The following is a 21,066-nucleotide window of genomic DNA, read 5'->3' as shown; positions in this document are numbered from 1 at the left end:
CGCGCCCACGCTGACGCCGGACGGCGGGGCGGCGGAGCCTCCGCGCTGACATGATCGGGGGATGGACCCGACTCCCCGCCGCCGCGTCGTCGTCGCGATCAACCCGTCCGCCTCGTCCGGCCGCGGACGCGAGGTCGGCGACGCCGTCGTCGACGCCCTGCGGGCGGCGGGCCACGACGTGGTGCCGCTCCGCGAGCCGACCGTCGAGGCCCTCGCCGCGGCCGCCCGCGCCCAGGTGCTGACGCTCCCCCACGCGCTCGTCGTGGTCGGCGGCGACGGCGTCGTCAACCTCGGGGTCCAGCTCGTCGTCGGGGTGCCGGTCGCGCTGGGGATCGTGCCGACGGGCACCGGCAACGACATGGCCCGCACCCTCGGGCTGCCGCACGACGACCCCGAGGCGGCCACGCGCCTCCTCGTGTCGCTGCTGGAGCGTCCGCCCCTCGTCGTCGACGCCGGCAAGGTGACCCGTGACGGCGAGACCTCGTGGTTCGGCTGCGTGTTGTCGGCCGGCTTCGACGCCGTCGTCAACGAGCGCACCAACCGGCTGCGCTGGCCCGCGGGACGTCGCCGCTACGACCTAGCCCTGCTGATCGAGCTGGCACGCCTGCGGCCGCTCTCGTACCGGCTCGAGCTCGACGGGGTCGCGCGCGAGGTCGAGGGCACCCTCGTGACCGTCGGCAACGGGCGATCGTTCGGCGGAGGCACGACCGTGCTGCCCGACGCCCGCCTCGACGACGGGCTGCTCGACGTGCTGATCGTGGAGCCCCTGGGGCGCCTGCAGTTCGTCGGGCTGTTCCTCAAGGTCGCGCGCGGCACCCACCTCGCCGACCCGCGGGTGCACGTGCACCGCGTGCGGAAGGTCGTGATCGACTCCGACGACGTCGTGGCCTACGCCGACGGCGAGCGAGTCGGGTCGCTGCCGGTCACGGTCGAGGTCGCGCCCGGGGTCCTGCACGTGCTCGCGCCCGCCGCCGCTGCCCTGAAGGCCTGACCCCGCGCCGATCGCCCGGCCCGGCCGAGCATCGAGTTGCCCCGGATGGTCGCCCCGCGCGTCAGGGAGCGACCATTCGGGGCAACTCGTCTCTCTCGCCGTGCGGCAGCCGGTGCCAGCGCGCGGCACGAGGAGGCACGAGAGGGGCAGGCGAGCCGAGGAGGCGCGGGCCGGGCCTCGAGGGGAGGCGTCAGCCCCGCAGGCGAGCAGCCCGACGGCGCGCCCGGACGAGCAGCGCGACTCCTGCGGCGACGAGTCCGGCGGCGAGGGGCAGGGCCCAGGACGCCAGCTCCGCACCGGTGTAGGCGAGGTCGTCGCGCGACGACCCGGCCGCGGTCGACGTGCCCGCGCCTCCTGCGCCGTCCGCACCCGCACCTGCGCCCGCACCGGCACCGGCGCCCGCACCCGGCGCACCGGCGCCGTCGCCCGGGGCGACGACCGGCGGGTCGACCGCCACCGGCGGGTCGACCACGACGGGCGGGTCCACGACGACGGGCGGCTCGACCGGCTCGACCGCGGCCGGCACCGAGATCGCGAAGAGCGTCGTCGTGCCCGACACCTCGTTGCCGACGGCGAGCATCGGCTCGCCGGTCGCCGAGTCGGCGGCCGGGATGAACGCCAGGCCCTCGGGCCCGAGGTCGCCGGCGGCCGACAGCACCGCCGCGGGGTCGGCCGCGTCGGCCGCGTCCTCGCCCGACACCGAGAAGTCCCGGTTGTTCACGTAGGCCACGAAGGAGGCGGCGGTCGGCACGGTCACGTCGTAGACGGCGATCCCGCCCACGCGCTCGAAGCCGATGAACGCGTAGGTGCGCCCGTCGATCTCGCCCAGGGCCACGCCCTCGGGCTCGGGGCCCTTGTCGTCGCTGCGGCCGTCGAGGCCGGACTCGGTGTGGTTCGAGTTGAAGAACTCGGGGGCGGCGGCCGCCGTGACCTCCTCGAAGTCGGAGCCCGAGTCGAAGACCTGCCGGCCGGCCGCGTCGAGGATGCTGAACGACCGCGACCCGAAGGTGTAGAGCGTCTCGTAGCACGAGCCGTCGGCGCTGAGGCCGTTCGCGGTCGTCACGTTCAGGCGGCCTAGCGCGGCGGCGCCCAGCGACCCCGCCGCGGGCGCCGTGGCGCAGACCGGCGCGACGCCGTTGCGGCCGAGGGCGCTGACGCGCGACACCTCGCTGTAGCCGTCCCAGTCGCGCGAGTCGCCCTCGTTCGCGGTGACGACGTAGGTCGAGCCGTCGACCTCGTAGCTGGCGATGGTGTCGGGCATGAGGTAGCCGCGCACGCCCGCCCACGTGTCGATCGCGATCGCGGGGCCGCCGTCGGCGCCGTCGCGGTCGGAGGGGTCGAAGGGCACGACCGAGCGGTCGACGCTGCCGAGCGGCACGACGTCGGTGACGGCGGCCGAGGCGACGTCGACGATCGCGAGGGCGTTCGCCTCCTGCAGCGAGACCCACGCCGTGGCGCCGTCGGCCGAGAAGGTCGCGTACTCGGGCTCGAGGTTCTCGGACACCGGGTACAGCAGCGGTGACGCGTCGGTGACGGTGCCCGCGTCAGCGCGGCCGCCGAAGATCCGCACCTCGGGGTCGAGCACCGAGCTGCCGCCCGCCTCGAAGGCCCGGAAGCCGGCCGTGCGCACGGCCGACTGCGCCGGCGCGGACACGGTGGCGGGGGCGGCCACGACGCTGATCGTGCCCTCGGGGTCGACCGAGTAGTCCTCGGCCGGCTCGCCCTCGTTCGCGACGATCACCCGCGTGCCGTCGGGGCTGAAGGCGAGCATGTCGGGCAGCGAGCCGACGCGCACGGCGCCCAGCGCCGTCCCGTCGCCCGCCGCGTCGAAGAAGACGACCCAGCCGAGGTCGGTCTTGACGTCGCTCTCGACCGCGACCGCGCCGAGCCCGTCGGCGCGCACCGACACCGAGTTGGCGACCGCGCCGGCGGGCACGACCGAGCCGTCGGCGGCCACGACGCCCGTGGTCTGCACCGTGAAGCCGGCCGACCGCGGCGCCGAGGGCGTGCCGACGTCGAGGACCTCGACGATCGCCTCCGCCGCGTTGACCACGAGGAGGCGGTGCAGCAGCTGGCCGGGGACGCCACGGCTCGGGCCGGTCCAGTGCTCGACGATCTCGGCGGCGCTGGCGTCGAAAGTTCCGGTCTCGTACGAGCCGACGGGCTGCAGGTCGAAGGCCTCCTGGTCGGCGAAGACCTCGACGGGGGCGACGACGACGGCCGCGCCGGCGGGCGACGCGAGGCCGAGCAGGCCGGCGGCCGCGAGGGCCGCGGTGCCGCTCAGGGCCACCGCGCCGAGCGGGCGGCGGGAACGGGCGGGCGTGGGACGGGAGGCCGGGCGGCGTTCGCGCATGCGGGAGCTCTCTCTGGTGCGGTCGGGTGACGGGTCGTCACGACCGTATGCACGACAGGTGCCGCCGAGGTGGCCGCCGGGTGAACGGCAGGGGCGGCGGGTCAGGCCCCGAGCGCGTCCTCGTCGAACTGCGCGGGGCGGAACTGCTCGCCGTCGAGGTCGACGACGACCTCGTCGCCCACCGCCACGGGCTGCGGCGACGCGCCGGCCACGTCGCGGGTGCGGGCCAGCAGGTCGTCGACCAGGGCGTCGTCCGTGATGTCGCCGTCGCCCGCGTCGTCGTCCTCGGGACGCACGTCGCTCGTCAGCATCTGGCTGGCCGGGCCGACGAGGATGCGGAACCGCCGACGGACCCCGTGGGCGTCGAGCCCCGGCAGGTCGATGGTGTCCGACCGGCCGCACATGGCCAGCGCCTGCGCGTAGGCCATCACCGCGTCGGCGATGGCGTCGCCGGTGACGACGTGGTCCTCGGCGTAGCTGATGCGCTTCACGACGGCTCCTGGGGCTGGTGGGCGAGGTGGTCCACGGTACGCGCCCGCCGCCTCCTGCGGCCTGGAGGGCCCGGTCGGTCAGACCCGCTGCAGGGTCTCGCGCGGGTACTCGTCGAAGCGGTGCACGTAGGAGGCGGAGAACCGACCCAGGTGCGCGAACGCCCAGCGCGTGGCCACCTCGGCCACCGTCACGGTGTCGGGCCTGCCCTCGACGAGCTCCTCCCGCACGCGGTCGAGCCGCACGGCGCGCAGGTACTCGGAGGGCGTCGTGTCGAGGTGCCGACTGAACGCCTGCTGCAGCCCCCGGGGCGTGAGGCCGGCGTGCCGGGCCACGTCGCTCGGCGTGATCGGCTCGTGGGCGCGGCCGTGCACGTGCTCGATCGCCAGCCGCAGCGACGCGTTGCGCGGCGCGAGCACCTCGTCGGGCAGGCGGCGCGACGTGTGCGGGAACGTGTCGAGCAGCACCCCCGCCGCGTACCGCGCCGTCTCGGCGCGGGCGGCGTCGTCGGCGTCGTCGTCGAGGTACGTGCGCGCGATCCGGCGCAGGGCGACGTTGAAGCGGCCGCGGGCCTCGTCGCCGAGCACCGCGGTGTGGTCGAAGCGCACCGAGCCGGGGTAGGCGTCCTCGCGCTCGGACGCGACCTCGTCGACGACGCTGTCGGCGACGTGCAGCAGGTTCTGCTCGACGTCGGTGACGCGGAACGAGAACGGCCGCCCGTAGGGGAAGGGAACGGGGTGCCCGAGCTCGGGCGACACCTCGTCGCGGCCGATGTCCATCACGGCGCTGCCGCGGCCGATCCACTGCACGATCCGCTCGCCGCGCGGCTGGATGGTGCCCGTGACGTCGCCCGAGAAGTGCGTCGTGCGGAGCGTCAGCTCGCCGTCGCCGCGCGTCGTGTGCCGCCACGTGAAGGGCTCGTCGCTCGCGACGAAGCGGAGGCCGCCGACCTCGCCGTAGCCCGCCCCGAAGAACCGGGCCGCGCCCTCGACGTCCTCACCGTGCGCCTCGACCCGGATACGGCGTCGGGGGTCGTCGGACATCCCTCCGATCTTGGCGGGCGGGGCGGCGGAGGACAAGTCGGTCGAGGGGGCTTGACGGAGGAGGCGCCACGTGCTTCGTGCGCGTCGGTCGCGGGGACGGCGCGAGCGACCCGGGCGGGGCTGTGCGGGGCCGCGCGCAGGTGCCCGCCGCGCCCGGCGAGTAGCGTCGCGCGCATGAGCGCCCTCGACGACATCGACCTGACCACCCTCCGCGGCGAGCACACCCGGTTCGGCGCCTTTGCCGACAAGGTGGTGCTCGTCGTCAACGTCGCCTCGCGCTGCGGGCTCGCCCCGCAGTACGAGAAGCTCGAGCAGCTGCAGCGCACCTACGGCGAGCGCGGCTTCACGGTCGTGGGGTTCCCGAGCAACCAGTTCCTGCAGGAGCTGGGGTCGTCGGAGGCCATCGACGAGTACTGCTCGGCGACCTGGGGCGTGACGTTCCCGATGATGGAGAAGGTGCGCGTCAACGGGAAGTCGGAGCACCCCCTGTACACGGAGCTGAAGAAGACCCCCGACGCGGCGGGCAAGGCCGGCAAGGTGAAGTGGAACTTCGAGAAGTTCGTCGTGACGCCGTCGGGCGAGGTGCACCGGTTCCGCCCGACGACCGAGCCGGACGACCCGGCGATCGTCGACGTGATCGAGGCGGCCCTGCCCCGGGGCTGAGCCGCCGACGGGCGTCGGCGCGGGCGGGTCGCGAGCCGCGACGCAGCGGACTCCCAGACCGCGGGCGATATGTCACGTTTATGCTGGGAGGCGACCCGAGAGGACGCGCCCGTGAGCAGCATCTACGACTCGCTCGTCGCCCAGAGCGCCGAGACCACACCGATCTACCGCAGCCTGCGCTCGCGCCTGCGCGACGGCGACGCGGCCGCGACCCCGGCGACCTCGGCCACCCCGGGCCCGGGCGCGGTCCCGGGCCCGAGCCCGTGTCCCGCCCGGGCCGAGGTCGCCACGGCCCCCCGTCGTGCAGCGCCGCCCCCGCTCTCCGCCGTCGCGACGTGGCCGCTCGGCCGGATCTCGGGCTGACGCCCCGTCCCCGCGGGGCCCCCGGCTCAGGCGAGCAGGTCGTTCGCGAGGTACCCCGCGTAGCCGCCGCGAGTGCGGCCCACCTGGCGGCCCGACGTGAGCACCTCGCCCGCCTCCGACGCGACGGCGACCGCCCCGGCGGCCTTCGCGCGGGCGACGAGCTCGACGTCCTCGTGCAGGTCGAGCTCGCCGAAGCCCCCGGCGGCGACGTAGACCGACGCGCGCAGGCCCAGGTTGGCCCCGTGCACGTGGCCGTTCGGCCGGCCCGGCGTGTGCCGCGACAGCCAGGCCGCGACCTGGGCGTCCGAGAGGTCGGCGAAGTCCGGCCGCACGGTGCCCACGACGAGGTCGGCGCCCTCGTGGTCGGCCAGGTCGAGCTGCGAGGTGAGCCACGCGGGCGGCACGGCGGAGTCCGCGTCGGTGTTCGCCAGCCAGACCGCGTCGAGCGGCACGCCGAGCTCCGCGAGCCTCTCGACGGCGATCCGGGCGCCCTCCGAGCGAGCGGCGCCGACGGAGCGGAGGCGGGTCTCGACCACGGTGACGTCCGGGGCGGCGGCCGCGATCGCGGCCGTGTCGTCCGAGCAGTCGTCGGCCACGACGACGGTGACGACCCGCACCTCCTCGGCTCGACCGGGCCCGTCGGGGGCCCGACCGGCCAGCAGGAGGCGCGCCTCGCGCACCGAGGCCAGGCACCGGGCGATCAGGGCGGCCTCGTCGCGTGCGGGGACGACCACGGCGACGCCGGCGATCGGGCGCGTCACCGCAGGCCCGTCCGCGTCGCGACCGAGCGCGGGTCGCGCGACCAGACGTCGAGCAGGAAGTCCTCCTCGACGTGGCCGACGACGCGGGTCAGCCCGGCCGTGCGGGCCCAGGCGGCGAGCGCCTCGTGCACCTCGTCGCCGTCCTGCGCGAAGTCGTCGGCGCCGTGCCGCCAGTGGCAGGCCACGAGGGACCCGCCCGGGGCGAGCCGCCGGTCGACGTCGGCGAGCAGCTGCCCGAGGGCCGCGGGCGACAGGTAGTAGCCGACCTCGCCGAGCACGACCAGGTCCTGCTCGCCGTCGGGCAGCCCGGCCGAGACGTCGGCGACCTCGACGCGGACGTGCGGACGGTCGGCCAGCCGCTCGCGGGCGCGCTCGACCGCGACCGACGAGACGTCGAGGGCGAGCACGGAGTCGGCCCGCCCCGCGAGCTGCTCGGTGACGACGCCGATCGAGCAGCCGATCTCGAGCACGCGGCCGAGCCGCTCGTCGGGCAGCGCGGCGAGCACGAGCGCGCGCTTGCGCCGCTCGTACCAGCGGGTGGTGACGCCCCACGGGTCGTCGCGGCGGGCGTGCGTCGCGTCGAAGGCGGGCGCGAGCGCGGGCTCCGAGGCGAGCTCGCGCTCCGGCTCCCTCGACGGCGGGTCTTCCGGGTCGAGGGCGGGTCCGGCGCGACCCGCCGTCGAGCCGGAAGACCCGCCCTCGGCGAGGGCGGCGGCGGCGGGCGCCTCGACGAAGACCTCGTCGCCGCCGACGAAGTGCTCGACGAAGTCCGGCCGCAGCACGGCCTCGTCGCCCGGCCCGTCGCCGAGCGGCTGCACCTGGGAGGCGTACCGCGCGAGCGCGCGCTGCTTCGCGAGGCCCGCCTCCTCGTCCCCGGCGACGCGCACGAGCGTCGGCCAGGGCACGTCGGCGTGGTCGGGCGAGCCCCAGTGCCACATCCAGATCGGGTACTCGAGGAGGCGGGCGTCCGGCAGGACGGACCCGGCGCCTCCCACGAGCTCCGCGGCCACCTCGCCGAGCACCCGGTGGTCGCGGTGGCCGTCGCCGCGCCACGGGGCCACGACGAGCACGGGAGCCCGCTCGGCGAGCAGCGCCGCCACACGGCCGCGGACCTCGTCGCGGGCCTCGCGGACCGCGCCGTCGGCGACGCCGAGGGCGACGAGCTCGATCCCGGTGCCGAGCTCGTCGAGGGCCCGGCGGGCCTCGACCAGCCGCAGCTCGCGGAGCGACCCGGCCGAGGTCGTCGTCGAGCGGGGGTGCGAGGCGGCGCCGTCGGTCACCACGACGACCGTCACGGGTCGGCCGTGGCGCACGAGCTGCGCCACGAGCGATCCGGCGCCGAGGGTCTCGTCGTCGGCGTGCGCGGCGAGCACGACGACCGGCCCGGAGGCGCCCACCAGGTCGACGGGACCGGGCGCGTCGGGCTCGGCGGCCTCGGGCGCGGTCGCGGGGTCGAGCGGTCGCGGGGCGGGCAGCGCGGCCCAGCGCGGGTCGGAGCGCCACGTCGCCACGGGGGTGCCGGGCTCGCGCGCGTCGAAGCTCACCACGAGGCGGGCCCCGCGGCGGGGGCGGGCGCGGGCGCACCGGCGGCGGCAGGCGCAGTGTCGGCGGCGGCAGGCGCAGTGTCGGCGGCGGCGAGCGCCGCGTCGCGCACGGCTCCCCCGAGCGAGGCGTCGTCCTTCTCGGCGTGCCGCTGCCGCAGGTACAGCTCGAGGTCGGCGACGCGCTTGGCGTGCGCCGGGTCGGAGGCGAGCGGGCCGGGGCCGAGGGCGCCGCCGACGGCCGCGAGGACGTCCTCGGCGGCGTGGGCGACCGTGGCGCGCGTCCTCTTGGCCAGGAGCCGCGCCTCCTGCCCGACGGCGCGTCCGGCATCGACCGCGACCGCCGCCTCCTCGAGGGCCCGGCGGGCGTCGGCGAGACGCTCGTCGACGACGCCGAGCGCGCGCAGCAGCCAGGGGTCGGGGTCACGGGCGACGGCGGCGTGCAGCAGGGCGCCGGCCACGCCGACGGCCCCGCCGTACCAGCAGGCCGCGACGGCGATGCCGCCCCACTCGAAGCCGGGGCGGCGCAGGTACCAGCCGGGCTCGCCGACGGGCGTGGCGGGCACGCCGTCGAAGACGACCGGGCCCGAGGGGATCTCGGCGAGTCCGCGCGCGTGCCAGGCGCCGGGCACGACCTCCACGCCGGGCTGGCGCAGGTCGACCGCGAAGAGGCGACGCTCGTCGCCGACCCACGCCGTCACGAGGGCGCCGTCGAGCACGTCGGCGAGCGAGCACCACGGCTTGGTGCCGCTGAGGGCCCAGGAGGCGCCCGGCGCGTCGGGCGCAGCGGTCGCGTCGGGCGCGGGGCTCGCTTCGGGCGTGTCGGGCCCAGCGCCCGCGTCGGGCGTGTCGGCCGCGACCGGCTCCGCGACGAGCCGCGCGCCCGGCCCCTCGGCGGCGAACACCCCCCAGGTGAACCGTCCGGACGAGGAGGCGCGGGCCGGCAGCGCGACCTCGCCTGCCTCCCGCGCCTGGTCGAGGATCGCCACCGCGTCGAGGTGCGGCTCGACGGCCCGGGCCGCCCCGACGTCGTGCGCCGCGAGCGTCGCGAGGGCCCGCCACAGGTCTGCGGTGGAGCCTGCCCCGGGGACGGGCGCCGCGCCTCCTGGGCCGGTCAGGTCGGCGGCGAGGAGGAGGGAGTCCGCGACGGATCGCGGGAGACGAGCGCGGACGACGGCCGTGGCCGAGGAGGCGTCGACCTCGTGGAAGAGGTACATGCTCCTGAATCTACGTCCCGCCGGCGTCGGCCGGTGATCTGTGACGACGGTCAGAGCAGCACGGTGCTGCTGCGGAAGTGCGTCGGGTCGGTGCCGACCTGCCACATGACGGTGAGCCCGCGCGGGGCGCCGTCGGTCGGGGCCGAGCCGACGGGGATCGTGAACTCACGTCCCGAGCCCGCCGAGACTGGCTCGTCGACCGGGATCTCGACGCCGTCCACCCACGCGGACAGGCCGTTCGGGTAGCCGACGGTCGACGGTCCCTCCGCGTCGGCCGAGGCCGGCGAGGCGAACGACACGGAGGCGGGGGCCGAGTCGTCGAAGGGAGCGGCACCTGCGTCGACGGCCGCGTCCTCGGGGCCCACGGCGGGGTTGGTCCACTCGTAGACGGAGTCGCCCGTCGAGGGCACCCCGGCGTCGTCGATGCGGAGGCCCGCCGACGACTCGCGGACGAGCCACGCGTCGGCCTCGGCCTCGGTGGTGGCGCTGACCACGGTGACGACGCCCTCCGCGGCGGTCGCCTCGGTGAAGGGCGCGGCGAGGAGCTGGCCCGCCGCCTCGGCGGTGACCGTGCCGTCGCGGCCGAAGGCGGACGCGAACTGCTGCTCGGACGGGTAGGCCGCCTGCGACTCCGGGCTCAGCAGCGGCCAGGCGGCGGCCGCGTCGCCCGCCGCGGCGGCGTCGAGGTACTGCCGGACGAGCGCGACCGCCGGCGAGGCGTAGGGGGTCTCGGCGGGCTCCGCCGAGGCCGAGCCGGTGGCGACGGAGCCGGGCGCGGGGGTGATCGTGACGGTCGGGGCCGCGCCCTCGGCGTCGGCGGTGCAGCCCGTCGTGAGGCCGAGCACGGCGACGGCCGCGAGGGCGGCGGCGGCGAGGGCCGGGCGGGACGGGCCACGGCCGGTGGCGCTGCTGCGGGCGATCGGTTCGGTGAGGACGTCTCGTGTCGTGCGCATGCCCCGGACGATAGGCGACGGCTGTCGAGGCCGACCGCCACTCCCAGGGGACCGTGACCCGCGCCTCCTCGGGGGCCCGACCCGCGCCTCCTCGTGTAGGTGTCGGCGGGTCGCCGTCGTCGGCGGCGGGTCCGCGCCCACCCGCCCGGGAGCACGGCGACCCGCCGCACCCCGCGACACGCGGCACCGCGGCACCGCACACGCCGCGGCGCCGGTCAGCGGAACGAGGCCGCGACCCCGTTGCGGTGGTAGTCGAAGACGATGCTCGTGCGCGTCGAGGCGACCGACGGCTGGGCCGAGAGGTGGTCGACGACGAAGGTGCGGATCTCGCTCGAGTCGGCCACCGCGATGTGCACGATGAAGTCGTCGTGGCCGCCGAGGAAGAACACCTGCAGCACCTGCGGCAGGCTCCGCACGGCCTCGGAGAACGCGGTGATCGCCGCCTGCCGCGACCCCGGCCGCAGCGTCACGCCGACGATCGCCTGCAGCGGCAGGCCGAGGCTGCGCTGGTCGACGCTCGTGAGGAACCCCGTCACGACGCCGCGGTCGATCAGCGACCGCAGCCGCACGTGCGCCGTCGAGGGCGCCACGCCGACGGCCTCGGCGAGCGCCGCGTTCGAGATGCGCCCGTCGGTCTTCAGCATCTCGAGGAGGCGCAGGTCGAGGTCGTCGAGCGGCCCGGAGGCGCGAAGATCGTTCGGTTCAGGGCTCACGGTGGGCGTCCTCCCGGTCCGGATGGGTGCGTCACCGCAGTGTGACAGAAGATCGTTCGGCGGAAACAGGCGCGTAACGAACGATCGCCACCATCGGAGCACACTGTCCACAGCAGGGACGCGACGGAGCACCCCTGACGACGATCGGAGCCGCCATGCGCGTCGGAGTCCCCACCGAGATCAAGAACAACGAGAACCGGGTGGCCCTCACGCCCGCCGGCGCGGACGCCCTCGTGCGCCGCGGCCACGAGGTGCTCGTGCAGGCGGGGGCCGGTCTCGGCTCGCGCATCCACGACGACGACTTCCGCGCCGTGGGCGCCGTGGTGGTCGACACGGCCGACGAGGTCTGGGCCGCCGCCGACCTGCTGCTCAAGGTCAAGGAGCCCGTCCGCTCCGAGCACCGCCGCCTGCGCGCCGACCAGGTCGTCTTCACCTACCTGCACCTCGCCGCCGACCGCGAGCTGACGGAGGCGCTGGTCGCCTCGGGCACGACCGCGATCGCCTACGAGACGGTGCAGCTGCCCGACCGTTCGCTGCCGCTGCTGCAGCCGATGAGCGAGGTGGCAGGGCGCCTGTCGATCACGGTCGGGGCGTACCACCTGATGCGCGCCTCCGGCGGTCGGGGCACGCTGCTCGGCGGGGTGCCGGGCACGCCCGCCGCGAAGGTCGTCGTCATCGGCGGCGGGGTCGCCGGCGAGCACGCCGCCGCGAACGCGCTCGGCCTGGGCGCCGACGTGACCGTGGTCGACCTGTCGCTGCCGCGCCTCCGTGCGCTCGAGGCGCGCTTCGACGGCCGGGTCGCGACGCGGCACTCGTCGCCGTTCGAGATCGCCGGCCAGGTGCGCGACGCCGACCTCGTGATCGGCTCGGTGCTCATCCCCGGGGCGGCGGCGCCGAAGCTCGTCACCGACGAGATGGTGGCGACGATGAAGCCCGGCGCGGTGCTCGTCGACATCGCGATCGACCAGGGCGGCTGCTTCGAGGGGTCGCGGCCCACCACGCACGACGACCCCACCTTCGCCGTGCACGACACCGTCTACTACTGCGTCGCCAACATGCCGGGCGCCGTGCCCGAGACGTCGACCCGCGCGCTGACCAACGCGACGCTGCCGTACGTCGCCGCCCTGGCCGACCGGGGCTGGCAGGCGGCCACCGCCGCGGACCCGGCGCTCGCCTCCGGGCTCAACGTCGTCGCGGGGCAGGTCGTGGCCGCGGGCGTCGCGTCCGCGCTGGGGATGCCGCTCGGGGCGGTGCCCGCCGCGCGCTGACGCGCCCGCGCGGGGTGCCCGCCGCGCGCCCGCCCGGGTGCCCGCCCCGCGCCGCGCGGGTGCCCGCCCCGCGCCCGCCCGGCTTCGAACCACGTTCCGTTCAAAGAACCACGAAGCACGGTGGTTCTTTGAACGGAACGTGGTTCTTCGGCGGTGCGGAGGGGTGCTCGGGCGACACGCCGGAGCGGTTGCGGAGGCCGCTCGGGGCTGCTTACACTCGCCTCCAGTCGAACACGTGTTCGAGAGAGAGGCGACCCCGATGAACATCTCCACCACCCGATCGGCCGTCGCGCTCTGGTTCGTCGACGGCGCGCCCGACCGGCTCGTGCACGACGGCGCACGCTGGCGCGTCACCGACACCCCGACCGAGATGTGGCACGAGCCGGCCTTCGTCCCGGCGCTGATCACGCACCCGCCCCAGCAGTTCGTGGGCTGGCGGTTCCAGGCGACCGACGGCGACGGCACGACGCACATGTTCGAGGTGCTGCGCGACGGCGCCGGGCAGTGGGTGCTCGGGCGCGTCTACGACTGAGCAGGCCCGCGCGGCGGCGACGGGGCGGCCCCGCATCTAGACGAGAGGGCAGGCCCGCACAGCGACGACCGGGCAGGCCCGCACGTCGACGCCGGGGCGGCCCCGGGGCGGGCGTCGGCCCGGCCCCGCGGCCTCACTCGGCGCGCCTGCGCCGCTCGACCTCGATCTCGAGGGCGCGCAGGCGGGCCTGCTGCTCGTGGAACTCGATCTCGCGGTCGAGGTCGGCGAGCTGCTCCTCGGTGCTCTTCTGCCGCGGGGCGACCGGCTGCGCCGACCACGAGGAGGCGCGGCTCGGGCCCCCGAAGCCGGCCCGCTCCGCTCGGCGCGGGTCGCCGAACGAGACGTTCTCGCGGGCGACGCTCCAGTCGTGGCCGACGATGAACCACAGCGCGCTGCCCAGCAGGGGCAGGAACACGACGAGCAGCACCCACACGAGCTTGGGCAGGCCGCGCACCTGCGAGTCGTCACGGGACACGATGTCGACGAGGGCGACGAGGCTGACGGCGAACATCGCCACGGTGAAGAGGACGTACACGGTCGGGAGCATAGCGACCGGCGCGTGTCGCCCGCGAGCACGCGATCGGGGGTCGTCCTCGCCCTGTCCGTCGAGTCACCCACAGCCTGTGGAGAACCATGTGCACAACCCTGTGTCGGGCGGAGGAGAAACCGGGGATAACTGGGGACAACTGTGGATGACGGTGTGGAAATTACACCGGTGTAACTCGCCGGAAAAGCCCTGACCAGCACTTTTCGTCAGACACCGCCTGTGGATAAGTCGGCCCCCTGTGGGCAGCGGCCGTCCACGCCGCCGGAAGGGCGTGGATCGCCACCGTGAACAGGTCCTGGACGCCCGGCGTCGCCGAGGGCGACAGCCGTCGTACGGCCGTTAGGGTTGCCGCATGTCCACGACAGGAGGCGCCCCGGCCAAGCGCCCGCCCCGGGCCGAGGTCCGGGAGCGGCTGATCGCCGCGGCGGGCCGGCTCTTCGCCCTCCGCGGCGTGCACGCGACCACCCTCGACGACGTGGCGCACGCCGCCGGCTTCAGCAAGGGCGCCGTCTACTCGAACTTCGACTCCAAGGCCGACCTCGTCGCGACCCTGCTGCGGCAGGAGACGGACGGCGCGCTCCGCGCCCTGCACGCCATGGAGATCCCGGGCACCGACCTGCGCGACCTGCCCGGCGTCATCAGCGCCGCCTTCGCGCCCTACGCACAGGGCACGGCCGACGACTTCAGCCTGATGTCCGAGCTCCGCTCACAGGCCCTCGCCGACCCCCAGGTCATGGCGGTCTTCGTCGAGCAGCGCCGGGCCGTGCTCGACACGCTCCGCGGACTCGTCGACCAGGTCTTCGACGAGAGGACCGAGGAGGCGACGGGACTGTCCTCGGATCGGCTCGCGCGCCTCCTCATCACCGTCTCGGTCGGCTCCGCCTTCGACGCGCCGGCCACCGGCGAGGTCGCGCCCGGCGACCTCATGGGTGACGTCGTCGCCGCGCTGCTGCGCCCGGCGACCGGCGGCTCCCCCTCCTAGGTCCCCGCCCCGGGTCCGAGTGGTCGGCTCCGGCTCCCCGGGCCTCCCGCGACGACCCCTTCCGACCGCTCGGCGGGCACGACGGGGCGCACCAGTCGGCGGGGACGCGGTCGGTACGCTCGCAGGATGGTCGGCATCCGGTACCCGCGCCCCCTCGAGACCGGGGGCACGGTGGCCGTCCCGGCCCCCTCCTCCGGCGTGCCCGAGGCCCTGCACGAACGGCTCGACGCCGGTGTCGCCGCCCTCGTCGCGCGCGGTCTCCGCGTCGAGGTCGGCGATCTCGCCCGTCGCGGCGGACTCGTGTCGGGCACCGCCGCCGAGCGTGCCGCCGAGCTCACCGCGGCGATGACCCGCCCCGACGTGCGCGCCGTGCTGCCGCCTTGGGGCGGAGACCTCGCGATCGACCTCGTCGATCTGCTCGACTGGGAGGCCCTCGCGGTCGACCCCTCCTGGCTCGTCGGCTGGTCCGACCTGTCGACGCTGATGCTCCCGCTGACGGTCCTCACGGGCGTCGCGACCCTGCACGGGGCGAACCTCATGGACGAGCCGTGGGAGCTCCCGCGCGAGTTCACCCACTGGACCGACGTCGCCGCGGCCTGCGAGGGCGCCGTCGTCGACCAGGCCGCGGCGCCCCGCCGCCGCGAGCGCGAGTGGGGCCCCTGGGCCGACGAGCCGCTCGGCCGTGACGCCGCCTACACCGCCCCGACGCGCTGGCAGGCGCTGGACGGAGCCGAGGAGGTGCGGGTCGAGGGACGCCTGATCGGCGGCTGCCTCGAGACGGTCGCCCTCCTGGCCGGCTCCCCCGCGGGCGACGTCGACGGGTTCGCGCGGCGGCACGCTCCGGAGGGGACGCTCGTCTACCTCGAGGCGGCGCAGGCCGACGCTGTGTCGGTCGCGCGCCTCCTGCGGTCGCTGCGGCTCGCGGGCTGGTTCCGGCGGGCGAACGGCGTGCTGGTCGGCCGGACGACGGCGCCCGACGTCGCCGGGTCCACGCAGCGCGACGCCGTCGAGAGGGTGCTCGGCGACCTCGGGGTGCCCGTGCTGCTCGACGTGGATGCAGGGCACGTGCCTCCGCAGCTGCCGCTCGTGAACGGCGCCCTCGCCGAGGTGACGCTGTCGGGCGGGGCAGGGCGGATCGTGCAGCGGCTCGTGCCGTGACGAACGCCGAGGGCGGGTGTTCCGGGCCGAGGGCGGGTCGTCGCGGACCCGCCCTCGGGCCGGAAGACCCGCCCTCGATGATGATGTGGCGTGCGCCGCGTCACGCCGGCCGGAGCCGGCGGACGCGGACGCCGCCTACACGTGCGCCTACGCCCAGAGGAACGGCACCACGAACAGCAGCAGCGTCACGACCGGCCCGATGACGACCATCGAGAGGCCCCACAGCATGAGGTGGCGGTAGAGGCGCGGACGCTCCTCCTCGACGCCGGAGGCGACGATCGTCGCTCCCGTCGTGCCGAAGGGCGCGCAGTCGACCAGCGAGGCCGAGATGGCGAGCGCGTAGATGAAGCCGGTCATCTCGAGGCCGCCGCCGGGGATCAGCAGGGGCACGGCGAGCGGGATGAGCGCCCCGAGGATGCCGATCGTCGACGCGAACGCCGAGACGAGGCCGGCGATCACGCAGATGACGAGCGCGGCGAGCAGCGGCGAGTCGACCGAGCGCGCGGCCTCGCCGAGCTGGTCGATCGCGCCGAGGCGGGTCAGCACGCCGACGTAGGTGATGATCCCGCCGAGCAGCAGGATCGTGCCCCAGTCGATGCGGCCGAGCGCCTGGCGCCCGACGTCCGGGTTGACGAAGGCGAGCAGCACGGCGAGCGTCAGCGCCACGGCGCCGAGGTTCAGGTCGACGTCGAGCAGCGTGATCGTGAAGAAGCCGACGATCAGCACCGGGATCGAGACGAGCACGAGCAGCTGGTAGCCGCTGAGCTTCGCGGGCGGCGCGGCGTCCACGGCGGCGGAGCCCGCTGAGGAGGCGGCGGTCGCGGTGGCCGTCGAGGTCGCGGCGGCGCCGGCCTGGGCCCGCTCCGCACCGGTCGCGGGGGTGCCCACGGCGCCCTCGCTCGTGGCGACGGTCGCGGCGATGCCGGAGCCGCCGATGCCCGAGCCGCCGGCCCGACGACGCGCCGAGCCCGAGCCGGAGCCCGAGCGACCCGCCGAGGCAGCCCCCGCGGCGCGGGTGCGGGCGATCAGCTCGCGGCCGCCGAACATGAAGAACGCGACGAGCACGACGAGCGTGTTGATGCCGACCGACAGGCCGAACATGAGGGCGGGGTTGTAGGGGATGCCCGCGGTGCGCGCCACGGTCATCACCGTGATGCCGTTGATGCTGGTCGGGGCGAGGGCGCCGCCGACGATGGCGGAGCTCATGACGATGCCCATCATCGTCGAGTGGATCTTGTGCTTGTGGGCCAGGCTCATCGCGATCGGCACGATGGTGAACGCGGCGTGCGAGGTGCCGAGGCAGGCGACGAGCGTGCCGATGACGAACATCGCCCACGGGATGAGCGCGACGCGGTCGCCGATCAGGCGCACCGAGCGGTCGACGAGCCAGTCGATGACGCCGGTGACCCGGGCGATGCCGAACAGGTACGTGATGCCGAGCAGGATGAGCAGGGCGTCGACGGGGAACCCGCCGAGCACGTCGTCGAGGCTCTCGCCGACGACGAGCACGCCGACGGCGAGGGCCGCCACGAGCGCGAGCGCGCCCATGTGGATGTTCCTCACCGCCGAGATGGTGAAGACCGCGACCAACACGATCAGGGCGATGATCTCGACGCTCACGAGAGCACCTCCATCGGGGCGGGGGCGGGCGGTGTCGGGCTGAGGGGCATCGTCGTCGATCTCCTGTGCGGGTGGGGGCGGGCTGTGGGTGGGAGAGCAGGAGGCGCGGGTCAGGCCCCGAGGGCCAGGCCCGTCCGGTAGGCGGCCAGCGCGGCGGCGGGCACGTCGGCGAGGTCGTCGAGGCGCACGAGCTCGCCCGGCGCGACGTCGGCCACGAGCCGCGCGCCGCTGAGCAGGTAGTACGGGGCGACGCCGTGGTCGTCGGGGTCGACGATGACGGGCGAGACGCCGGCGATCTCGTGGTGGTGGCCCTCGACGCGGAACGTCGTGCCCGCCGTGAGCGCCTCGGCCGAGCGAGCCGCGAGCACGGTGTGCTGGCGGGGCTCGGCGACGGACGAGGTGCCGTCGACGGCGGCCGCGATGGTCAGCGGCGTCTCGACGCCCATGAAGTGGTACGGCCAGTAGATGCAGGCGTAGCGGCCGTCGCGGCTGACGACGTGGCCCTTGCCGCGCAGCGTGGCCCACGTGACGGGGTCGCCGGTGCGGACGACGACGAACACGCCGCCGGCGAAGCTGGCCTCGCCCGGCAGCCGCAGCATCGAGAACACGTCGACGCTGCCGGTGCGGCCGATGAGGCCGCCGTGCTCGCGCGCCGAGTAGAGGTCGGCGAGCTCGTGCGGACGGGCGACGGGGTAGTGCATGCCCTCGACGTCGGCGTGCGCGCCGGTGTAGAGCGACACCACGTTCATCTCGCAGTGGTCGGCCGCGGCGCTGCGCTTCAGCTGCGCGACGAGGCCGGCCCGCGCCTCCGCCGTCTCGAGGGGGCGGTCGCCGAGCTCGAGCAGGTCGGCGAGCCCGGGGGCGTCGACGGTCGTGCCGGCCTGGTCGACGACGCCGGTGGCCGGGTCGAAGGCGAGGTCGTACTCGCTCGACTTGCCGAGGGCGACGATGTCGAAGCCGCAGTCGAGCACCCACGCGACGAGGCGCAGCAGGTTGGCGGGCTGGTCGCCGTCGCCGGGCAGGTAGCGCAGGCCGGCCGCGCGGGCCTTGGCGCTGAGCGCGACGCCCGCGACCGACTCGATCTCCTTGCTGACCATGACGACGTGCACGCCGTGGTCGAGGGCGGCGTCGGCGTAGCCGTGGCCGGCCTCGATGCGTCCGGTGGCCTCGACGAGCACGTCGGCGCCGCTCCAGTCGACGGCCGCGCCGTCGGCGATCACGGCGACCTTGCCGGCGGCGAGCGCCGCGGCGGTCTCGGCGACGGTGCCGGGGGTGGCGACGCGGTCGGCGGGCACGCCGAGCTCGTCGAGCATGCGGGTGGTGCCGGCGACGTCGGGGTCGACGAGCTGGGTCGCGACCATGTCGTCGAGACGACGGAGCTGGTCGAGCAGCGTGCGGCCGTACCCGCCGTTCGCTCCGGTGAGGAGCACGCGGACAGGGGTCGCGCGGCGCGACGTCGAGTGGAGGATCACCGTTGTTCCCGTTCGTTCAGAGGCGGCCGTCGCCCGGGAGGGGTCGGTCGGCCAGGGGCTTCGTGGCCCACCGTAGCGTGACTTCACAGATTGTCAAAGATCGCACCAAATCGTCACATATGCTGGGATGACACCACCGCGTCCGACGACGGACGCACGTCTCCACCGGAAGGTCCCCATGCTCACAGGTGCCGTCGCCGACGACTTCACAGGGGCCACCGACCTCGCCGCCGCGTTCCGCTCCCGCGGGCTGCGCGCCGCCGTCGTCGTCGGCGACCGCCCCGTGCCCGACGAGCGGGTCGCCGGCCTCGACGCTGTCGTCGTCGCCCTCAAGTCGCGCACCGCACCGGTGCAGGAGGCGGTGGGCGCGTCCCTGGAGGCCGCCGACCGCCTCCTCGGCTGGGGTGCCGACCGCTTCTACCTCAAGTACTGCTCGACCTTCGACTCGACCGACGAGGGCAACATCGGGCCGGTGCTCGACGCCCTGCGCGAGCGCCTCGGCACCGACCGCAGCGTCGTCGTGCCCGCGTTCCCGGCGAACGGCCGCACCGTGCGCGACGGATCGCTGTGGGTCGGCGACGACCTGCTCGAGCACTCGTCGATGCGGCACCACCCGCTCACCCCCATGACGCGCTCGCGGCTGCGCGACCTGCTCGCCCCGCAGACCGACGCCGAGGTGACCGAGGTCGGGCTCGACGTGGTGCGGCAGGGGGCCGAGGCGCTGCGCACGGCGCTCGACACCGCTCCTGCGGGTTACCTCGCGGTCGACGCGGTCGACGACGACGACCTGGGCACCATCGCCCGGGCGACGGCCGGGCACCGGCTCGTCAGCGGCGGGGCCGGCCTCGCGCTCGGGCTGGAGCCCGCCGGCGGGCACGGGGCCGAGCTGCCGTTCCCCGCCTTCACGCGCCGTCGCCTCGTCGTCTGCGGCTCGGCCTCGACGACGACCCAGGCGCAGGTCGCCGCCGCCGTCGCCGCCGGGCACCCGACGCGCAAGGTCGATGTCTCGGCCGCGCTGGCCGACCCCGAGGCCGAGACCGCCTCGCTCGCCGCCTGGGTGCGAGGGCTCGACGCCGGCTCGGTGCCGGTCGTCTACTCGGTGGGCGACCCGTCGGACGTACGGCAGGCGCCGGCCGCCGCGGCGCCCGCTGTCGACGCACCCGGAGCAGGAGACCCAGGCACAAGTGACCCAGGCACAGGAGGCGCGGGCCCGGCCGGGACCGCCGCCGGCGCCGTCGAGGCGGTGCTGTCGGGCCTCGTGCTCGAGCTCGTCGCCGACGGCACCGTCGACCAGGTCGTCGTCGCCGGGGGCGAGACGAGCGGCGCCGTCGTCGGCGCGCTCGGCGTCGGCCTGCTCGAGATCGGCCCCCTGCTCGCGCCCGGCGTCTGCTGGAGCGCCGCCGTCACCGACGCCGGCCGGGAGGTGGCGCTCGTCCTCAAGAGCGGCAACTTCGGCTCGGTCGACCTGTTCTCGACCGCCTGGGAGGCACTCGCATGAGCGGCACCGACGCCCCGATGACCCCGGCTGCGGCTGCGGCTGCGGCTCCGGATTCGGCTGCGGCCCCGGCTGCGGCTGCGGCCCCGGCCGCGGGAGGCGACCGCCTCGAGACCGCGGCGGAGCACGCGACGGCGGGCCGCCTCCTCGTGGCCGCCGGCCGCGCCCTCGTCGCGGCGGGCCTCAGCCCCGGCAGCTCGGGCAACGTCAGCGTCCGCGTCGGCGACCGGCTGCTCATGACCGGCACCGGCACGCAGCTCGGTGACCTCGCCCTCGACGACCTCTCGGTGCTCGACCTCGCAGGGGCCCACCTCGGCGGTCCGGCCCCGTCGAAGGAGGTGGCGCTGCACCTGGCGATGTACGCCAAGGACTCCTCGCACACGGCCGTCGTCCACGTGCACTCGCCGTCGGCCGTCGCGCTGTCGTGCCTCGAGCCGTGGTCCGCGCACAGCGCCGTCCCGCCGCTCACCCCGTACTCGCTGATGCGGGTCGGCCAGGTGCCGCTGCTGCCGTTCGTCGCCCCCGGCGACCCGGCCATGGGGGCGCTCGTGAGCGAGAGCCCGCTGCCGTTCCGGGCGGCGCTGCTGTCGAACCACGGCGCCGTCGTCAGCGGCGAGGACCTCGACCGCGCCGTCCAGAGCACCATCGAGCTCGAGGAGGCGTGCCGCATCGCCCTGCTCACCCAGGGCGCCGCGCGCCGGCTCATCGCGCCGGAGCAGGTGCGGGCGATCACCGACGCGTGGGGCATGCCGTGGACCGGTCCTGCGGACGAGGGGGGCGCCTCCTCGGGGGTCGGGGCTGCCGGCTCGGCCGCTGGTGCTGATAGCGCGGCTGCGGGTGCCGGGGCTGCCGGGGCTGGTGGCTCGGGCCCGCTGCCGGGCGAGGACGCCGCGAACTAGGCTGGC

At 75.7% G+C, this 21,066-nt stretch carries 20 protein-coding genes; 9 read left to right on the top strand and 11 right to left on the bottom strand.

Annotation, left to right across the window (positions count from 1 at the left end):
• Positions 1 to 61 precede the first annotated feature (61 nt).
• Complete coding sequence (locus FHR78_RS11375) at positions 62 to 991, top strand: diacylglycerol kinase family protein (RefSeq protein ID WP_166760570.1); 930 nt, start codon at positions 62 to 64, stop codon at positions 989 to 991.
• Positions 992 to 1,181: 190 nt separating this feature from the next.
• Here the strand turns inward: FHR78_RS11375 and FHR78_RS11370 are convergent, their stop codons facing one another.
• The 3 genes from FHR78_RS11370 to FHR78_RS11360 all read right to left on the bottom strand — a co-directional run bounded on the left by FHR78_RS11370 (position 1,182) and on the right by FHR78_RS11360 (position 4,876).
• A complete protein-coding gene (locus FHR78_RS11370) occupies positions 1,182 to 3,344 on the bottom strand; it encodes a choice-of-anchor I family protein (RefSeq protein WP_166760569.1) in 2,163 nt (720 codons plus the stop codon).
• A 101-nt stretch (positions 3,345 to 3,445) separates the two neighbouring features.
• Positions 3,446 to 3,835: a hypothetical protein gene (locus FHR78_RS11365; protein WP_166760568.1), complete on the bottom strand. Its 390-nt coding sequence runs from the start codon at positions 3,833 to 3,835 to the stop codon at positions 3,446 to 3,448.
• 78 nt (positions 3,836 to 3,913) lie between these two features.
• The gene (locus tag FHR78_RS11360; RefSeq protein WP_166760567.1) at positions 3,914 to 4,876 is read right to left on the bottom strand and encodes a helix-turn-helix transcriptional regulator; all 963 of its coding nucleotides are present in this window, start codon (positions 4,874 to 4,876) and stop codon (positions 3,914 to 3,916) included.
• 174 nt (positions 4,877 to 5,050) lie between these two features.
• Here FHR78_RS11360 and FHR78_RS11355 point away from each other — a divergent pair, with 174 nt between their 5' ends.
• Positions 5,051 to 5,539, top strand: coding sequence for a glutathione peroxidase (locus FHR78_RS11355; RefSeq protein ID WP_166760566.1), 489 nt, complete (start codon positions 5,051 to 5,053; stop codon positions 5,537 to 5,539).
• A 111-nt stretch (positions 5,540 to 5,650) separates the two neighbouring features.
• Positions 5,651 to 5,902 (top strand): hypothetical protein, encoded by a 252-nt coding sequence (locus tag FHR78_RS11350; protein WP_166760565.1) that lies wholly within the window; start codon positions 5,651 to 5,653, stop codon positions 5,900 to 5,902.
• A 26-nt stretch (positions 5,903 to 5,928) separates the two neighbouring features.
• On the opposite strand, the gene FHR78_RS11345 is transcribed toward FHR78_RS11350, so the two are convergent.
• From FHR78_RS11345 to FHR78_RS11325, 5 genes are all read right to left on the bottom strand, one after another.
• Positions 5,929 to 6,663 (bottom strand): glycosyltransferase, encoded by a 735-nt coding sequence (locus FHR78_RS11345; protein ID WP_347878162.1) that lies wholly within the window; start codon positions 6,661 to 6,663, stop codon positions 5,929 to 5,931.
• Positions 6,660 to 8,210, bottom strand: coding sequence for a PIG-L family deacetylase (locus tag FHR78_RS11340; protein WP_166760564.1), 1,551 nt, complete (start codon positions 8,208 to 8,210; stop codon positions 6,660 to 6,662). Before FHR78_RS11340 ends, FHR78_RS11345 begins: the two co-directional genes overlap by 4 nt.
• Positions 8,204 to 9,421, bottom strand: a complete 1,218-nt coding sequence (locus tag FHR78_RS11335; protein WP_166760563.1) for an acyl-CoA dehydrogenase — start codon at positions 9,419 to 9,421, stop codon at positions 8,204 to 8,206. Before FHR78_RS11335 ends, FHR78_RS11340 begins: the two co-directional genes overlap by 7 nt.
• 50 nt (positions 9,422 to 9,471) lie before the next feature.
• A complete protein-coding gene (locus FHR78_RS11330) occupies positions 9,472 to 10,374 on the bottom strand; it encodes a hypothetical protein (RefSeq protein ID WP_166760562.1) in 903 nt (300 codons plus the stop codon).
• Positions 10,375 to 10,589: 215 nt separating this feature from the next.
• On the bottom strand, positions 10,590 to 11,087 hold the full coding sequence (locus FHR78_RS11325) for an Lrp/AsnC family transcriptional regulator (RefSeq protein ID WP_347878161.1): 498 nt from the start codon (positions 11,085 to 11,087) through the stop codon (positions 10,590 to 10,592).
• Positions 11,088 to 11,242: 155 nt separating this feature from the next.
• Between FHR78_RS11325 and ald the strand changes: the two genes are divergently transcribed.
• Entirely contained in the window at positions 11,243 to 12,355 is a 1,113-nt protein-coding gene (gene ald / locus FHR78_RS11320; RefSeq protein ID WP_166760561.1) for an alanine dehydrogenase, read from the top strand.
• Positions 12,356 to 12,614: 259 nt separating this feature from the next.
• Positions 12,615 to 12,887 (top strand): hypothetical protein, encoded by a 273-nt coding sequence (locus FHR78_RS11315; protein ID WP_166760560.1) that lies wholly within the window; start codon positions 12,615 to 12,617, stop codon positions 12,885 to 12,887.
• Between the two features lie 133 nt (positions 12,888 to 13,020).
• On the opposite strand, the gene FHR78_RS11310 is transcribed toward FHR78_RS11315, so the two are convergent.
• Complete coding sequence (locus tag FHR78_RS11310; protein WP_347878160.1) at positions 13,021 to 13,422, bottom strand: PLDc N-terminal domain-containing protein; 402 nt, start codon at positions 13,420 to 13,422, stop codon at positions 13,021 to 13,023.
• A gap of 364 nt (positions 13,423 to 13,786) precedes the next feature.
• On the opposite strand from FHR78_RS11310, the gene FHR78_RS11305 reads away from it, so the two are divergent.
• Entirely contained in the window at positions 13,787 to 14,416 is a 630-nt protein-coding gene (locus tag FHR78_RS11305; protein ID WP_166760558.1) for a TetR/AcrR family transcriptional regulator, read from the top strand.
• Positions 14,417 to 14,542: 126 nt separating this feature from the next.
• On the top strand, positions 14,543 to 15,574 hold the full coding sequence (locus FHR78_RS11300) for a S66 family peptidase (RefSeq protein ID WP_166760557.1): 1,032 nt from the start codon (positions 14,543 to 14,545) through the stop codon (positions 15,572 to 15,574).
• Between the two features lie 147 nt (positions 15,575 to 15,721).
• Here the strand turns inward: FHR78_RS11300 and FHR78_RS11295 are convergent, their stop codons facing one another.
• Together FHR78_RS11295 and FHR78_RS11290 are read right to left on the bottom strand one after the other, a co-directional pair.
• Entirely contained in the window at positions 15,722 to 17,194 is a 1,473-nt protein-coding gene (locus tag FHR78_RS11295; RefSeq protein ID WP_166760556.1) for an SLC13 family permease, read from the bottom strand.
• A 110-nt stretch (positions 17,195 to 17,304) separates the two neighbouring features.
• Complete coding sequence (locus tag FHR78_RS11290) at positions 17,305 to 18,666, bottom strand: homoserine dehydrogenase (protein ID WP_347878159.1); 1,362 nt, start codon at positions 18,664 to 18,666, stop codon at positions 17,305 to 17,307.
• 178 nt (positions 18,667 to 18,844) lie between these two features.
• On the opposite strand from FHR78_RS11290, the gene FHR78_RS11285 reads away from it, so the two are divergent.
• The gene (locus FHR78_RS11285) at positions 18,845 to 20,164 is read left to right on the top strand and encodes a four-carbon acid sugar kinase family protein (protein WP_166760555.1); all 1,320 of its coding nucleotides are present in this window, start codon (positions 18,845 to 18,847) and stop codon (positions 20,162 to 20,164) included.
• The gene (locus FHR78_RS11280; RefSeq protein ID WP_243862283.1) at positions 20,161 to 21,060 is read left to right on the top strand and encodes a class II aldolase/adducin family protein; all 900 of its coding nucleotides are present in this window, start codon (positions 20,161 to 20,163) and stop codon (positions 21,058 to 21,060) included. The genes FHR78_RS11285 and FHR78_RS11280 overlap by 4 nt, the downstream gene beginning before the upstream one ends.
• Positions 21,061 to 21,066: the final 6 nt, after the last annotated feature.

Source organism: Frigoribacterium faeni (assembly GCF_011761235.1).
GTDB lineage: Bacteria > Actinomycetota > Actinomycetes > Actinomycetales > Microbacteriaceae > Frigoribacterium > Frigoribacterium faeni_A.
Note: the sequence above shows the minus strand (reverse complement) of the source record. Positions and strands in the feature narration are given on the sequence as shown.

What these genes read in the sequence shown, in the direction of transcription:
- FHR78_RS11375 (WP_166760570.1), top strand. Translation starts at nt 62, where the DNA reads ATGGACCCGACTCCCCGCCGCCGCGTCGTCGTCGCGATCAACCCGTCC.
- FHR78_RS11370 (WP_166760569.1), bottom strand. Translation starts at nt 3,344, where the DNA reads ATGCGCGAACGCCGCCCGGCCTCCCGTCCCACGCCCGCCCGTTCCCGC.
- FHR78_RS11360 (WP_166760567.1), bottom strand. Translation starts at nt 4,876, where the DNA reads ATGTCCGACGACCCCCGACGCCGTATCCGGGTCGAGGCGCACGGTGAG.
- FHR78_RS11355 (WP_166760566.1), top strand. Translation starts at nt 5,051, where the DNA reads ATGAGCGCCCTCGACGACATCGACCTGACCACCCTCCGCGGCGAGCAC.
- FHR78_RS11335 (WP_166760563.1), bottom strand. Translation starts at nt 9,421, where the DNA reads ATGTACCTCTTCCACGAGGTCGACGCCTCCTCGGCCACGGCCGTCGTC.
- FHR78_RS11330 (WP_166760562.1), bottom strand. Translation starts at nt 10,374, where the DNA reads ATGCGCACGACACGAGACGTCCTCACCGAACCGATCGCCCGCAGCAGC.
- ald (WP_166760561.1), top strand. Translation starts at nt 11,243, where the DNA reads ATGCGCGTCGGAGTCCCCACCGAGATCAAGAACAACGAGAACCGGGTG.
- FHR78_RS11315 (WP_166760560.1), top strand. Translation starts at nt 12,615, where the DNA reads ATGAACATCTCCACCACCCGATCGGCCGTCGCGCTCTGGTTCGTCGAC.
- FHR78_RS11305 (WP_166760558.1), top strand. Translation starts at nt 13,787, where the DNA reads ATGTCCACGACAGGAGGCGCCCCGGCCAAGCGCCCGCCCCGGGCCGAG.
- FHR78_RS11300 (WP_166760557.1), top strand. Translation starts at nt 14,543, where the DNA reads ATGGTCGGCATCCGGTACCCGCGCCCCCTCGAGACCGGGGGCACGGTG.
- FHR78_RS11285 (WP_166760555.1), top strand. Translation starts at nt 18,845, where the DNA reads ATGCTCACAGGTGCCGTCGCCGACGACTTCACAGGGGCCACCGACCTC.
- FHR78_RS11280 (WP_243862283.1), top strand. Translation starts at nt 20,161, where the DNA reads ATGAGCGGCACCGACGCCCCGATGACCCCGGCTGCGGCTGCGGCTGCG.